Source organism: Apilactobacillus xinyiensis, assembly GCF_019656235.1.
In the GTDB taxonomy this organism is placed as follows: domain Bacteria; phylum Bacillota; class Bacilli; order Lactobacillales; family Lactobacillaceae; genus Apilactobacillus; species Apilactobacillus xinyiensis.
In genome coordinates, this window is record NZ_BPLL01000006.1 from 52,348 (window position 1) to 67,609 (window position 15,262).

Consider the following 15,262-nt stretch of genomic DNA (forward strand, 5'->3'; position numbering starts at 1 on the left):
TTTTATGACTTGTTAATTTTTATGATAGGGGGGATTTTAATTATGTTAAATAAAATAACTAAAATAGTTTCACAAAAACGTAAAGGCCGCTTTAATGTTTTTATTAATGATAAATATGCGTTTCCAATTAGTGAAGAGGTAATGATTAAGTACCGCATTTTTAAAGGAACGGAAATTGATGATGAATTAAAAAATAAGTTAATTGCGGAAGATAATAAATCTAAGCTTTACGATAAAGCGATTAATTATTTATCTTATAAACTGAGAACTGAATATGAAATTAAACAATTTTTAAAGAAAAGTACTGATGATGAAGACCAAATTAATTCAATTATGGATAAATTATTAGAACAAAAATTATTAGGAGACCAAAATTATGCTGATAGCTTTGTGCGTACAGAGCTCAGAAAACATGATAAAGGACCTAATGATATTTTTAATAAATTAAAGTTTAACCATATCGACGAAGAAAAAATTAATTTAGCCATTAATAACAATTATAAGTCTGATGATATAATTAATAACGGTATTTTCCAAGCTAAAAAAGCGTTTAAACACTACAAGAATGATGGTTATAATTTAAGATTACAAAAGGTTAGGCAACACTTGATTAAAAAAGGATATCCAATAAATGACTTGGATACAATAATTAATTTATCTAATTTAGAAAATGACGTTGATCAACAACAAGACGCTTTACAGATGCAAGGAGACAAAGCATATCGTCGATACAGTCGGTTAGAACCAATCAAACGTGATTTAAAATTGAGACAATTTTTATATCGTAAAGGTTTTGACTTAGATGATATTAATGTCTATTTAGAAAATAAAAAAATAAGTGAATCAGAGGAATTTAAAGATGAATAATTTAAAAAAATCACCCATTATATTTTGGTCTTTAGAACTTCTAATTGTGGTGTCTATAATATTTGTTTGTACCAATATTAGTTTTGTATTTTCACCTATTGGGATTTTTATTTCAACTGTATTTGCTCCAATTTTAATTGCTGGAGTTTTATTCTATATGTTGAATCCAATTGTTAATTTATTAGAAAAAATTAGAATTAAACGATTTCATGTTACACGAACCATTGCTACAATTATTGTTTTTGTATTTTTAATTGGAATATTAGTATATTTAATTTCTTCATTTTTACCAAGATTAGTTACTCAAATTTCTAATCTAGTTTACAATATTCCATCATTAGCCAAAACTACTACTAAATCTATTAATAGTTATTCACATAGTGGGATTTTAAAAAATGCACATATTAGTGATTATATCGATAAATTACAAAGCAATGCTTATACGTATGCACAAAATTCGCTAGGCAGCATTACATCTAGTGTTGGTCAAATTATTTCAATGGCAACTAGTTTTGTAATTTTAATAATTACAGTGCCAGTTATATTATTTTACATGCTTAAAGATGGTCATAAATTGTTGCCTAGTATAAAAAAATTATTACCACCTAAACACCGCGAACAAACTATAGATTTGATTACTAAAATGAGTCAAACCATTTCTAAATATATTGGTGGACAAATGATTGAGTGTTTATTTGTTGGGACATTTACGTCGTTAGGATACTTTTTTATTGGCCAAAATTATGCATTATTACTCGGTGTTTTTGCTGGAATATGTAATATTATTCCTTATGTAGGTCCTTATTTAGGAATTGTTCCAGCTGTATTTGTAGCATTATCTGATAGTTGGGTTAAACTAATTTATGTAATTATCGTAGTTCTAATCGTACAACAACTGGATGGTAATTTGGTTTATCCAAATGTTATTGGAAAGTCCTTGCAGATACATCCTTTAACGATTATTATTATTTTATTAGCTGCTGGTAATATAGCTGGTTTGTTAGGGATGATTTTAGCAATTCCTTTATACGCGGTTGTAAAAGTTGTTGTACAATATATATATAATATTTGGCTATTACAAAAGAGAGAGAACGATTCAAATATAAAATTATAAGATTGACGTAGCTGATGTTTATGATAATATTGAAATAAATTTCAATTAATTTAATTGTAAATGGGAGAAATTATGAAAAAAGTTATTACTTACGGGACTTTTGATTTATTACACAAAGGTCATGTTAGATTATTAAAACGTGCTAAAGAATTAGGCGATGATTTAACTGTTTGTTTATCAACAGATGAATTTAATGCAGAAAAAGGTAAAAAAGCTTACACTTCTTTTGAAGATCGTAAGTATGTATTGGAAGCTATTCGTTATGTAGATCGAGTAATTCCTGAAAATGGTTGGGATCAAAAGATAAAAGATGTTGTCGATAACAAAATAGATGTTTTTGTTATGGGTGATGATTGGAATGGTAAATTTGATTTTTTGAAAGATTACTGTGAAGTAGTCTATTTACCACGAACTGAAGGGATTTCAACTACTAAAATTAAGAAAGATTTAGGCATCAAAGATAGTGAAGATTGGAAAGCCTAAATTTTAAGCATCCTTTAATAAGGGTGCTTTTATTTTGGAATGTTGACTACCTAACATATGTTACAATACTTTTAAATAATTAAATTAAAAAATGGAAGGATTCATTAAATGAGTGACGTTAGCTTAGATAAAAGTGTAAACAAGAGAAGAACTTTTGCCATTATATCTCATCCGGATGCTGGTAAAACAACTATTACTGAACAGTTACTTTTGTTTGGTGGAATTATTAGACAAGCCGGAACGGTAAAAGCTAAAAAATCAGGTAATTTTGCTAAGTCTGACTGGATGGAAATTGAAAAGAAGCGTGGAATTTCAGTTACTAGTTCAGTTATGCAATTTGATTATGCTGGTAAAAGAATTAATATTTTGGATACTCCGGGACATGAGGATTTTTCAGAAGATACGTATCGAACTTTAATGGCTGTCGATTCAGCTGTCATGGTTATTGATGCTGCTAAGGGGATTGAACCTCAAACTAAGAAATTATTTAAGATATGTAAAATGCGTGGAATTCCAATTTTTACCTTTATGAACAAATTAGACCGAGATAGTCGTGATCCAATGGAATTAATTAGTCAATTAGAGGATGTTTTAGGAATTGAAGGTTATCCTATGAACTGGCCAATTGGTTCAGGGAAAGTTTTACGTGGTTTATATGATCGTTATAATAAACGAGTTGAATTATATCGTCCAGAAGATAAAGATAATCCATATTTACCACTAGACGATGAAGGAAATCTAAAAAATGATAATCCTATAACTGAAGATAGTGTTTATCAAGATGCTAAAGAAAGTATGGATTTGATTACTGAAGCAGGTAATCCTTTTGATATTGAAAAAATTAAAAAGGGTGATCAGACACCAGTTTTCTTTGGCTCAGCTTTAGTTAATTTTGGAGTACAAACCTTTTTAGATGCCTACTTAAAATTTGCGCCAGCTCCGAATGTTCATGAAACTCAAGATGATAAAACTGTTAAGCCAGATGACGAAGAATTTTCTGGATTTGTTTTTAAAATTCAAGCTAATATGAATCCTCGTCACCGTGACCGTATTGCATTTGTTAGAGTTTGTTCTGGTAAATTTAATCGAGGAATGGATGTTACTCTAGAACGTAACAAAAAATCACTTAGATTGTCTAATGTTACTGAATTTATGGCCAATACACGAGAAAACGTTCAAAACGCGGTTGCTGGTGATATTATTGGACTATATGATACTGGTAATTTCCAAATTGGTGATACTATTTACACAGGTAAACAAGACATTAACTTTAAAAAACTTCCACAATTTACACCTGAATTATTTGTTAAAGTTTCAGCTAAAAATGTGATGAAACAAAAATCATTCCATAAGGGAATTAACCAGTTAGTTCAAGAAGGGGCAGTACAACTATACACTGCATACACTACTGGTGATTACATTTTAGGTGCAGTTGGACAACTTCAATTTGAAGTATTTCAATTTAGAATGCAAAACGAATATAATTCTGAAGTAGTTATGGAAACTATGGGACATAAAACGGCTAGATGGATTAATCCAGAACAGTTAGATGAAAAAATGTCTTCATCTAGAAATATTTTAGTTAAGGATATACATGACGAACCATTATTCTTATTTGAGAACGCATTCGCTGAACGATGGTTTAAAGATAAATATCCAGATGTAGAATTAACCTCTAAGCTATAAAAGGCTATAAAAGAAATTTAACATTGTTTCTTTCTTATTCAAAGGAGATAATAAAATGAGTAAGCATTTATCAGCATGTACAAGTATTTTAGTAGGAAAAGATGCAACCATTGATGGTTCAACTATGATTGCTAGAAATGACGATACTTTTTTGCCATTAACTCCACAAAGATTTTGTGTTGAACCAGCTGTGACTAATCGTAAGGCTACTTGGGTTTCTAACCAAAATGGATTTACAGCTCCTATGCCAGCTAGTGGATATCGTTATTCTATGACACCTAATGTAGAAGTTGACAAAGAAGGTGTCTACGCAGAAAGTGGTTTCAATGAAAAAAATGTAGCTATGTCAGCTACAGAAAGTGTTTATGGGAATGAAAGAGCACTAGCATTTGATCCGTTAGTTAAAAATGGTTTAGCTGAAGATTCATTGCAGTCCATGGTGTTACCATTTATCGATTCAGCTAGGGATGGAGTTCATTATTTGGGGGAATTAATTAAAAAATATGGTTCTCCAGAGGGTAATGGCGTTTTATTCTCAGATAAAGATGAAGTATGGTATATGGAAATTGTTACAGGACATCACTGGGTAGCTCAAAGAATTCCTGATGATGCTTATGCTGTTTGTGCTAACCAAGTTGCCATTCAAGATGTAGATTTTAATGATCCAGATAACTTTATGTATTCTGATGGCATTCAAGAATTTGTATCAAATAATAATTTAAATACAGATAAGAATGGCTTTAATTTCCGTCATATTTTTGGTACTGATAATGAAAAAGATAGACACTACAACACACCTAGAGTTTGGTTTGGTCAAAAGTATTTCAATCCTGAGATTAAACAGTCACCTACTTCATCAGATTTACCATTTATCTGCAGAACGAATAAGAAAATTAGTGTTGAAGATATTGAATGTGTATTAGGATCACACTATAACGAAACTGAATATGATCCTTTGAATTCTAAAAATGATGATAAAAAATTAAAATTTAGACCAATTTCAATGAATCGAACACAAAACTCACACGTTCTACAAATTAGAAATGATGTTAATGAAAATTGTTCAGCAATTATGTGGCTATGCTTTGGAGTACCTGCTTTTGCACCATTTGTACCATTTTTTGGAAATGCTAATGATACAGATGCATCATATTCTAATACTCCAGTTCACTTGGATGATAAAAGTGCTTATTGGATGTACAGAAAGTTATCTATGCTAGTTGAATCACACTATGCTGAGTTTATTCAAGATGATATTGACTTTTTAACTGATGTTAAAGAAAAACTAAGAAGACATGTCGATAATAGTATTAAGCATGCACAACAGTTAAATGATGATGAAGTTACAGAATATTTAACCGCTCAAAATCATGTAATTACTGCTGAAATGAAAAATATAACTAATAAATTTTCTAATCGCTTAATCGAAAAGGGATTAACCTTATCTAAATTAACTTTTAATATGGATGAAAATTTATAAAATAAAAAGCTAAAGATATATTGTCTTTAGCTTTTTTTATTAACTAGTTTTAATTTCTTTAATATTTTCATCTCTTATCCATTGATTTCCACCCAGATTTAACCAGTATTCTTGATTTATTTTAACTTTAAAAAAAACTTTCCATATACTATTTTCTGGTAATTGGGTTTTTAAGGTTTTTCCATTAGGGTAAGAGTAAATTTCAGTATATCTATTTAACTTTATAAAATATTGTTTTAAATTCAAACTATCATAGCGTTTCTTTCTATAGAAAAATATTATTGATTTATTATCTGGATCAAATTTTCCATTTAGTATACCTTTAAAACTTATTAATTCATATCCATTTATTTTAAGAAATTTAATACTATAATGTTCTTCTAACTCTCCAAATAAATATTTTGTATTATGAATTATTTTATTGTTGTCAACGTCAATATAGTAAATAGCAATTTGCAAGAAGTTTTTTTTGCTATAAAAAATTATTATATTACTAATTTCTTCATTAAAAACTAAATTATGGCTATTAATTGAGTTTAAATGATATTTTTCTAAAATTGGTATTTTGAAATTAGCAGTTTCACCTTCTCTACCATATATAACATCCGATTTTTTTACCTTGGAATAATTATTAATATCAATATAATTTATAATAATTTTTTTAATGGATTGATTGTTTTTAATGGATTGATTGTTTTTAATGGATTGATTGTTTTTAATGGATTGATTGTTTTTAGTGGATTGATTGTTTTTATTAAATCTTTTTCTATGTATACTTTTTCTTTTAAAAGATTTTTTAAATAACCATTTTGCTATATTCATTGTGGAATAATCTCCTTTCATTAATATATTAACATAGCTTTACATTAAAATATGTACAAAAAAAGACCCTTAAAGGTCTTTTTATTATTTATTTGTAATCATTATGTTTCGTTCATTATCTAAATCTACAAATATGTTACCAACTTGTTCGTTTCTGTCTAAATAATAATCAGCAACTTTATCTTCAATTTGCTCTTGAATCACTCTTCTTAATGGTCTAGCACCCATTTTAGGATTGTATCCAAGTTCTACAATTCTATTTTTAGCATTGTCGGATAATTCAATGCTGATGTGCTGAGTTGAGAGCATCTTGTTTAAATTATTAATCATAATATCAACAATGGTTTTCAAATTGTTTTTACTTAATTGATTAAATTCAACAATATCATCAAAACGATTGATAAATTCAGGTTTGAAGTAATTAGTAAGTTTATTTATAACTGAATTAGTACTATTAGTACGTTCAGCACCAAATCCAACGCTGGTTTCTTTAATATCAGATCCAGCGTTGCTAGTCATGATGATAACAGTATCTTTAAATGAAACGACTCTTCCTTGAGAATCAGTAAGGCGACCGTCATCTAAGATTTGAAGAAAGGCGTGTAATACATCTGGATGTGCCTTTTCTACTTCGTCAAATAAAATTAAACTATATGGATTACGGCGGACCTTTTCAGTTAGTTGACCAGCTTCATCATAACCAACATATCCAGGTGGTGAACCAATTAGTTTAGAAATAGAGTGTTGTTCACGATATTCAGACATGTCAAATCTAATTATGGCTTCTTTAGAACCAAATAATTCCTTAGCTAATTGTTTAGCTAGTTCGGTTTTACCAATTCCAGTTGTTCCAACAAATAAGAACGAACCAATTGGTCGACCAGTACCGTTAAACCCAATTCGATTACGTTTAATAGCTTTAGAAACTTTATTCACGGCATTACTTTGACCAATAACATTCTTATTAAGCTTTTCTGCTAAATCCCGTAACTTAGTTTTTTCTTGTTGTTGTAGTTTTCCAACTGGAATACCAGTATCATTTTCAATTATTTTTTCAATATCGCTAACTTTAATGTTAGGCACATTTGTATTTTGATTATCGATGTCAGTATCTTTAATTGCCTTGATTTCGTCACGGTAATAGGCTGCTTTTTCGTAATCTTCATTCTTTAGTGCATTTTGTTTTTCGTTTTCATAATTATCTATTTTATTTTTTAAAGTTTTAGGATCTGTAAAGTTTATAGATAGGTTAGCTTTAGAACCTGCTGTATCTAATAGGTCAATTGCTTTATCGGGTAGATAACGGTCTTGAATATATCTTTTAGATAACCTTACAGCAGCTTCAATTGCTTTATCTGTATACTTAACATGATGATATTCTTCATATTTACTTTGAATTCCCTTTAAAATATCTACCGTTTTTTGAATTGAAGGTTCTTTAACCATAACTTTTTGAAATCTTCTTGCTAAAGCGGAGTCTTTTTCAATATCACGATATTCTTTAAGGGTGGTAGATCCAATTAATTGGAATTCACCTCTAGCCAATGCTGGTTTCAAAATGTTTCCAGCATCCATACCACCTTCTGCATTTCCAGCACCCATGATTTCATGAATTTCATCAATGAATAAAATTATGTTAGGGTCATGCTTAACTTCTTGAATTAGTTGATTAATTCTTTGTTCAAATTGGCCACGAAAACCGGTTCCTTGAACTAATGAAACCATATCAAGCCTAAAAACTTTTTTATTAATTAGTTTACTTGGAACTTTATGCTTAGCAATTTGTAGTGCAAGGCCTTCAACAACAGCAGTTTTTCCCACACCTGCTTCACCAATTAAAACTGGGTTATTTTTAGTTCGGCGATTTAAGATTTCAATAACTTTATTTATTTCTTTATCCCGACCAATAACCGGATCTATTTCATTGTTTTTGGCTAATTCCGTTATATTTACCCCAAATTTTTTGAGTAAGCTTTTTTTGTTTTTACTCTTGGGTTGTTGGTTGGTGTTTTGATTATCAGCGGCATCGTTATTATTTTTCATAGAATTTAAAATATCATTTAAGCTGCCTAAATTACCGTCACTTAGGTCAGCACCTTCAAGATTGTTTTGAAATCCTTGATTTTTTGATAGTTCTAAATAGCATTCTTGACAAAGATTGATTTGTTGTCTTTTTCCGTTATTATTTATAAACAAATGAATACTTGCTTCATTTTTATTACAATTTTGACATAGCATTAATAGGCCTCCTTTACTATATTGACCTTTATTGACCTTTGGAAAACATTATACATCAATCCACTATTATCACAAGTAATTTAACCTTAATAATACATATTTTATTTGTATCGTATTATAATAGTTAAAGGAGGGATTGTCATCGAAGAAAAAGATTATACTGAGATGTTAAATCGTTTAAAGAATGGTGAATTAAAGAATATTAAGATAAAACCAGATGAGTTTGTTGTTTTTCAAAGGGCTTTTATGAACTTTGATACGCGAAAAAGTATTTTTGGTAAAGCACATCAAAATGGTGAAATAACTTATTTTTATGAGCGTGGCAATGACAACTAATAATAAATCTTGTTTTTTAATATATTCATTGATATTCTAAAATTAATATCTTCACAATGGTAAGGGGTAATAAAATGGAAAAACGTACTTTTAAAGTTGTTGCCGAAACTGGTATTCATGCTCGTCCTGCTACTTTGTTGGTACAGGAAGCAAGTAAATATATATCCAAATTAACTTTGGAATATCAAGATAAAACAGTAGATTTAAAGTCAATTATGGGAGTTATGTCACTAGGCGTTGGCCAAAATGCTGAAGTTTTGGTTACAGCTAATGGCGATGATGAAAAAGCTGCTATTAATGGTATCAGTGACGCTTTTAAGCGTGAAGGATTAGCTGAATAATTAACTAATATTTTAAAAATTGTTAAGAGGATTAAAAATTACTTTTTAATCCTCTTTTGTTTTTTAGGTAATTTGCAAACGATTTAACAAACAAATATAATTACAATGATTAAACATTTCGATAAATAAAATAGGAGGGGTGCTAGATTGAATATCGGTATTTTTACTGATACATATTTTCCACAAGTTAGTGGAGTTGCTACCTCAATTGAAACTTTAAAAAATCAGTTAGAAACCCAAGGACATCAGGTATATATTTTTACGACTACAGACCCACACGTGAAAAAGGATACTTTTGAAAAGAATATTTTTAGATTTTCTAGTATTCCATTTATATCTTTTACTGACAGGAGAATAGCTTTTAGAGGTATGTTTCAAGCGTATCAAATTGCTAAAAAATTAAATCTAGACATTGTTCATACACAAACTGAGTTTTCAATGGGCGTTATTGGCAAAATTGTTGCTAGATTTTTGCGTATACCGTCTGTTCATACTTATCACACAATGTATGAAGATTATTTGCACTATGTTGCTAATGGACATTTGTTAAAACCAGTACATGTCAAAGAAGCTACTTTGGCTTTTTGTCATAATATGTCGGGAATTGTAGCACCTAGTAAGCGAGTGTTAGAAACGTTAACTCGTTATGGAGTTAAAAGTCCCATAAGCATTATTCCAACTGGAATTAATATTAATAAATTTAATGGTGAAGTTTGTAGTGATGTACGAAGAGATTTAAATTTACTAGACAAACCTATATTGTTATCAGTTAGTAGACTAGCATATGAAAAAAACATTCATGAGTTAATTAATTCCATGCCTAAAATTTTAAAACAAATGTCAGATACAACTTTAATTATTGTTGGTGATGGTCCAGCTAAAGAATCTTTAGTAAATCAAGTTAAAGAAATGCAGTTAACTAAAAATGTGATCTTTGTAGGTGAAGTAAGTAATGATGAAGTAAGTGATTACTATCATGCAGCTGATATTTTTGTTTCTACATCTAATTCCGAATCACAAGGTTTAACTTACATTGAGGCTATGGCATCAGGTACAAAAGTAGTTGTTTCTAAAAGTGAGTATACTGATAGTTTATTAGATGATAAATCTTTAGGGATGACTTTTAAAACTGAAGATGAATATATAGATGATGTAATTTATTATTTAAGTGATGTAAATCAAATAAATGAATATCATGATAATCATTTATTGAAACAAAAATTAAGCGAAATATCTGCTGAAACTTTTGGTGAAAAAATAGTTAAATTTTATCGTGATGCTCAAATCAACTACGAAAGTAAATCTAGCGATTCTTCAGAGCTTAGTAACTAGGAGGTAATATGTTAAAAATAAATATGTTTTCCACAGCTGATAAAGTTAAAGGACAGGGAGTTGGCAGTGCTTATTTAGAACTAATAAAAATGTTGAATAAGCATTTTCCTGATGAATTTGATATCTCAATTAATAAACATGGTTCAGCTGACGTAACGCATTATCATACAATTAATTTAGGATATTATTTTTCTACTTTCTTTAAAAAGCGTGGACGCAAAATTGGCTATGTGCATTTTCTTCCGGAAACTTTGGATGGTAGTTTGAAATTACCAGCTTTCTTTAAATTCTTTTTTTACAAATATGTAATTGCTTTTTATAAACGAATGGATCATATTGTAGTTGTTAATCCAACATTTATTCCTAAATTAGAACAATATGGTATTAGTAAAGATAAAATTACTTATATTCCTAATTTTGTAAGTAAAAAAGAATTTTATCCAGTTGATAGTATTAAAAAAAGTTCGCTTAGAAATGATTATGGCTATTCTAATAGAAAATTTACTATTTTTGGAGTAGGTCAAATTCAGACTAGAAAGGGTATTTTAGATTTTGTTAAATTAGCTAAAATGAATCCAGAAATGCAATTCATTTGGGCAGGTGGTTTTTCGTTTGGCAAAATCACTGATGGATACAAAGAATTAAAACAAATTATGGATAATCCACCTAAGAACCTTTCATTTCCAGGAATAGTTAATCGAGATAAGTTAGTTGATTATTATAATATGTCAGATGTGTTTTTGTTACCTTCATATAATGAGTTATTTCCAATGTCGGTATTAGAAGCATTTTCATGTGGGAAACCGGTTATATTAAGAAATCTTTTATTATATAAAAAAATTATTGACGGTTACTACGTTTCGTTTAATAATCTAGAAGAGTTAAATAACGAAATTAAATCACTCCATCTAGATAACAAAAACCTAAATGATTTGCATGAGTTAGCACTTAAAGCTTCGGAATATTATTCTGAGGAACATCTTGCATCTATATGGCATGATTTCTATATAAATCAATCAAAAGAAGGTTAGATATGTCAAAACGAAATGTTATTACCTTGATAGTGATGTTTTTTATAGGGGCTCTAATATTTTGGTATGCATCCAGAGACATTAAGCTAGACATTCTTATTAATGATTTTTTTGCAATTAATTGGTGGTGGATACTAGTAGCTCTTATATGTATACTGTTGTATTTTCTTTTAGAGTCATGGATAACGCATTCGATTGTTGCTTCGCAAACTGATCAGTTTACTTTTAAAGATGCTATCAGAGTACCTTTAGTTGAACAATTATTTAATGGGATTACACCTTTTTCGTCTGGTGGTCAACCAGGGCAATTGTTTGTAATGGTTCAAACAGGGGTAGATGCTGGTAAAGCTAGTTCAGCATTACTTATGAAATTTATAGTCTTTCAAGGAATGATAGTTATTAATTTCATAATAAGCTTATTGATTGGATTTCATTATGTTGTTGATAAATTGCATGCATTATCTTGGTTAGTTGTTTTTGGATTTGTGATTCATTTTTTTGTTATATTAATTTTATTGTTAATAATGTATTGGTATTCATTAACTAAAAAGTTAATAAACATAATCATTAAACCTGCTAAGTATTTTTTGAATGATGAACGGTATTTAAAATTTAATAAGATGATAAATGAAAAGATTGATACTTTTCATACTGAAAGTATTCGTATAGCTAAGGAATGGAAATTACTATTGAAGATTTCAATAATCACTTTTTTCCAACTGCTATTTTATTATCTTATTCCATACTTTATTATTCTAGGATTAGGTTATAGTGGAGTAGATGTAATTATGATTATTAGCTTACATGTTCTAATAGTGATGATTATTTCATTATTCCCAATTCCAGGTGGTTCTGGTGGAGCAGAGTATAGTTTTGAATTACTATTTCAAAGCTATATAACTAATAATAGTAAATTAGTATTGGCTATATTACTTTGGCGATTATTGACTTACTATTTAGGAATGATTTTAGGGTTTATTGCAATTGGAATTAAACCAGATAAAGTTTATAAATAATTTATAACTATTAAATTAAATACTTTCGGAGGCATTACTATGTCTAGTCATATTAAAAAAACTAGGAATTTGTTAAATACTAGGTTGGGTTTCTTTATTTTAGCAACGGTATTGTTTTGGATTAAAACTTACATTGCCTATCGGACAGAATTTACTTTAGGTGCTAAAGGGGCAATTCAACAAATCTTGCTTTTTGTAAATCCAGTACCAGCATTAATTTTAATATTTGGTTTAGCATTATATTTTCGTGGACGCTTGTTTTATTGGGTATTAATGTTATTACACCTAATTGAATCGATTTGGCTATTTGCTAATATTCTTTACTACCGTGAATTTTCTGACTTTCTCTCATTTGGAATTATTAAGGGGTCAGGGGATGTACAAAACAATTTAGGAAAGAGTTTAGCTGAAATATTGCATCCATCTGATTTTTTTGTTTTTATTGACTTTATAATTTTACTAGTTCTGTTACTATTTAAGGTCATTCAAGTTGATCGTAGGAAATTTAAATTAAGAAATTCTTTTGCTATAACTATTCTGTCATTTGTATTAATATTTTCTGAATATGGGGTTGCTAATGCTAACCGTTCAGGCTTACTTACACGAACTTTTGACAATAACTATATTGTTAAATATTTAGGGTTAAATGAATATGCAGCTTTCAATGCTTATCAAACGGCTAAGGAAAGTGCAACTAGATCGAATGCAAAGTCTTCAGACATTGATAGTGTTTTGAATTTTGTAAAGAAAAATCGTAGCAAAATTAATCCAGAATACTTTGGCAAGGCTAAAGGTAAAAACGTTTTTGTAATTCATTTAGAGAGTTTTCAACAATTTCTTATCAACTATAAAGTAGATGGTAAGGAAGTTACACCAAACTTAAATAAATTTTACAAAAATAAAAATACAATTTCATTTGATAATTTCTATCATCAAGTTTCACAAGGTAAAACCTCAGATGCTGAAATGATGATGGAAAATTCTTTGTATGGGCTACCTCAAGGATCTGCAATGGTAACTTATGGTACTCAGAATACTTATCAAGCTGCTCCAGCTATTTTAGATCAAAAGGGTTATACTACAGCATCTTTCCATGGGGATGTTCCAAGTTTTTGGAATCGTGATAACACTTATAAATCATGGGGATATCAGTATTTCTTTGATTCTGATTATTATCAAGAAAAACCATCTTACAGTGTCGGATATGGTCTGAAGGATAAGATATTCTTTAAAGATTCAGTAAAATATATTCAACAATTGCCACAACCGTTTTATGCTAAGTTGATTACTCTAACTAATCACTATCCATATGAACTAGATAAGCCTAATGTTAGTTTTCCAGCAACAAAAACTGGTGACAATACTGTAGATCCTTATGTACAAACTGCTCATTATTTGGATCAAGCATTTGGAGAGTTTATTAAATATCTTCAAAAGACTGGTCTTATGAAAAACAGTATGATAGTTCTTTATGGAGATCATTATGGTATTTCTAATAATCATCGTTCAGCAATTGCACAATTATTGCATAAAAAAGAAATTACTGATTATGATTTAGCTCAATTTCAAAAGGTTCCTTTTATGATTCATGCTAATGATCTTAAGGGTGGAATCAATCACACTTACGGTGGAGAAATTGATGCATTACCTACAATTCTTCATTTGTTAGGTATAAAAGACAATGATACAGTTCAATTTGGAAATGATTTATTATCTAAAAAGCGTAATCAAGTAGTAGCATTTAGAAATGGAGACTTAGTCTCTCCTAAGTATACTGTTATAGGTAGTAATGTTTACTTGACCAAAACAGGTAGGGAAATAACTCCTAATAATGAACAAAGTAAAGAAATAAAAGAAATGCAAACGCATGTAAATACAGAACTTTCAATGTCTGATCGTGTTATATTAGGTGATTTATTGAGATTCTATAAACCTAAAGACTTTAAGAAAGTTGATAAAAAAGATTTTAATTATAAGTATTCATACGCTATGAAAGCTCTAGGTGAAGAAGATCGAAAATCTAAGAATACACTTTTAGATAAATTGCATAAAAAAGATACTGAATATTTGTATAAAACTAGTGCTCCAGAGTTGAAAAAATAAAGTAAAACCCCCGTTAAAGCTAACTTTTAACGGGGGTTTTACTTTATTTAAATTTTTTTATAAAAAAAGGTTGACGATGATATATAATCTTGATATACTAGTTTCTGTTGTTAAGGACGACAAGCAAAAAAGCAAATCTTAAAATATTCAATCAAAAAAATATTTAAAAAATTGCTTGACTTAATAAAAACAAAATGTTATTATTAAATAGTTGTCGTTAAGGAGATAACAAAACGGATTAGATCTTTGAAAACTGAATAAGATTTTGATAATCGATGATGTGTAAGGAACTTACGAAAGTAAGTAATTAAACATTGCGAAGTCAATTCGCTTATAAAAAAACAATTAATTTGATGAGCTAAGTTAAGCTTTCCATCTCTAAGATGAGAGTTTGATCCTGGCTCAGGACGAAC

At 29.2% G+C, this 15,262-nt stretch carries 13 protein-coding genes; 11 read left to right on the forward strand and 2 right to left on the reverse strand.

Annotated features, from left to right (window positions below; genetic code table 11):
- The first annotated feature begins 42 nt into the window (after positions 1–42).
- From K5Q11_RS02395 to K5Q11_RS02415, 5 genes are all read left to right on the forward strand, one after another.
- Complete coding sequence (locus K5Q11_RS02395) at positions 43–867, forward strand: regulatory protein RecX (RefSeq protein ID WP_220751089.1); 825 nt, start codon at positions 43–45, stop codon at positions 865–867.
- A complete protein-coding gene (locus K5Q11_RS02400; RefSeq protein ID WP_220751090.1) occupies positions 860–1,981 on the forward strand; it encodes an AI-2E family transporter in 1,122 nt (373 codons plus the stop codon). Before K5Q11_RS02395 ends, K5Q11_RS02400 begins: the two co-directional genes overlap by 8 nt.
- Before the next feature lie 72 nt (positions 1,982–2,053).
- On the forward strand, positions 2,054–2,464 hold the full coding sequence (gene tagD, locus K5Q11_RS02405; protein WP_220728685.1) for a glycerol-3-phosphate cytidylyltransferase: 411 nt from the start codon (positions 2,054–2,056) through the stop codon (positions 2,462–2,464).
- 108 nt (positions 2,465–2,572) lie between these two features.
- Complete coding sequence (locus K5Q11_RS02410) at positions 2,573–4,150, forward strand: peptide chain release factor 3 (protein ID WP_220751091.1); 1,578 nt, start codon at positions 2,573–2,575, stop codon at positions 4,148–4,150.
- Positions 4,151–4,205: 55 nt separating this feature from the next.
- Entirely contained in the window at positions 4,206–5,630 is a 1,425-nt protein-coding gene (locus tag K5Q11_RS02415; protein WP_220751092.1) for a C69 family dipeptidase, read from the forward strand.
- 39 nt (positions 5,631–5,669) lie between these two features.
- On the opposite strand, the gene K5Q11_RS02420 is transcribed toward K5Q11_RS02415, so the two are convergent.
- Both K5Q11_RS02420 and K5Q11_RS02425 read right to left on the reverse strand, forming a co-directional pair.
- A complete protein-coding gene (locus tag K5Q11_RS02420) occupies positions 5,670–6,452 on the reverse strand; it encodes a MucBP domain-containing protein (RefSeq protein WP_220751093.1) in 783 nt (260 codons plus the stop codon).
- 84 nt (positions 6,453–6,536) lie between these two features.
- Entirely contained in the window at positions 6,537–8,690 is a 2,154-nt protein-coding gene (locus K5Q11_RS02425; protein ID WP_220751094.1) for an ATP-dependent Clp protease ATP-binding subunit, read from the reverse strand.
- Between the two features lie 105 nt (positions 8,691–8,795).
- On the opposite strand from K5Q11_RS02425, the gene ykzS reads away from it, so the two are divergent.
- The 6 genes from ykzS (at position 8,796) to K5Q11_RS02455 (ending at position 14,849) form a co-directional block, all read left to right on the forward strand.
- Positions 8,796–9,026 carry a protein YkzS gene (gene ykzS / locus K5Q11_RS02430; RefSeq protein ID WP_506256433.1) on the forward strand — a complete coding sequence of 77 codons (231 nt, stop codon included), beginning with the start codon at positions 8,796–8,798 and terminating at the stop codon, positions 9,024–9,026.
- 74 nt (positions 9,027–9,100) lie between these two features.
- Positions 9,101–9,367 (forward strand): phosphocarrier protein HPr, encoded by a 267-nt coding sequence (locus K5Q11_RS02435; RefSeq protein WP_220728691.1) that lies wholly within the window; start codon positions 9,101–9,103, stop codon positions 9,365–9,367.
- A 147-nt stretch (positions 9,368–9,514) separates the two neighbouring features.
- Positions 9,515–10,699 (forward strand): glycosyltransferase family 4 protein, encoded by a 1,185-nt coding sequence (locus K5Q11_RS02440; RefSeq protein ID WP_220728692.1) that lies wholly within the window; start codon positions 9,515–9,517, stop codon positions 10,697–10,699.
- Between the two features lie 8 nt (positions 10,700–10,707).
- Positions 10,708–11,730: a glycosyltransferase family 4 protein gene (locus K5Q11_RS02445; RefSeq protein WP_220751096.1), complete on the forward strand. Its 1,023-nt coding sequence runs from the start codon at positions 10,708–10,710 to the stop codon at positions 11,728–11,730.
- A 2-nt stretch (positions 11,731–11,732) separates the two neighbouring features.
- Positions 11,733–12,746 carry a lysylphosphatidylglycerol synthase transmembrane domain-containing protein gene (locus tag K5Q11_RS02450; RefSeq protein ID WP_220751097.1) on the forward strand — a complete coding sequence of 338 codons (1,014 nt, stop codon included), beginning with the start codon at positions 11,733–11,735 and terminating at the stop codon, positions 12,744–12,746.
- Positions 12,747–12,785: 39 nt separating this feature from the next.
- Positions 12,786–14,849 carry an LTA synthase family protein gene (locus tag K5Q11_RS02455; protein ID WP_220751098.1) on the forward strand — a complete coding sequence of 688 codons (2,064 nt, stop codon included), beginning with the start codon at positions 12,786–12,788 and terminating at the stop codon, positions 14,847–14,849.
- Positions 14,850–15,262: the final 413 nt, after the last annotated feature.

Coding starts and splice junctions, on each gene's coding strand:
- K5Q11_RS02395 (WP_220751089.1), top strand. CDS start 43: ATGTTAAATAAAATAACTAAAATAGTTTCACAAAAACGTAAAGGCCGC.
- K5Q11_RS02400 (WP_220751090.1), top strand. CDS start 860: ATGAATAATTTAAAAAAATCACCCATTATATTTTGGTCTTTAGAACTT.
- tagD (WP_220728685.1), top strand. CDS start 2,054: ATGAAAAAAGTTATTACTTACGGGACTTTTGATTTATTACACAAAGGT.
- K5Q11_RS02410 (WP_220751091.1), top strand. CDS start 2,573: ATGAGTGACGTTAGCTTAGATAAAAGTGTAAACAAGAGAAGAACTTTT.
- K5Q11_RS02415 (WP_220751092.1), top strand. CDS start 4,206: ATGAGTAAGCATTTATCAGCATGTACAAGTATTTTAGTAGGAAAAGAT.
- K5Q11_RS02420 (WP_220751093.1), bottom strand. CDS start 6,452: ATGAATATAGCAAAATGGTTATTTAAAAAATCTTTTAAAAGAAAAAGT.
- K5Q11_RS02425 (WP_220751094.1), bottom strand. CDS start 8,690: ATGCTATGTCAAAATTGTAATAAAAATGAAGCAAGTATTCATTTGTTT.
- K5Q11_RS02435 (WP_220728691.1), top strand. CDS start 9,101: ATGGAAAAACGTACTTTTAAAGTTGTTGCCGAAACTGGTATTCATGCT.
- K5Q11_RS02445 (WP_220751096.1), top strand. CDS start 10,708: ATGTTAAAAATAAATATGTTTTCCACAGCTGATAAAGTTAAAGGACAG.
- K5Q11_RS02450 (WP_220751097.1), top strand. CDS start 11,733: ATGTCAAAACGAAATGTTATTACCTTGATAGTGATGTTTTTTATAGGG.
- K5Q11_RS02455 (WP_220751098.1), top strand. CDS start 12,786: ATGTCTAGTCATATTAAAAAAACTAGGAATTTGTTAAATACTAGGTTG.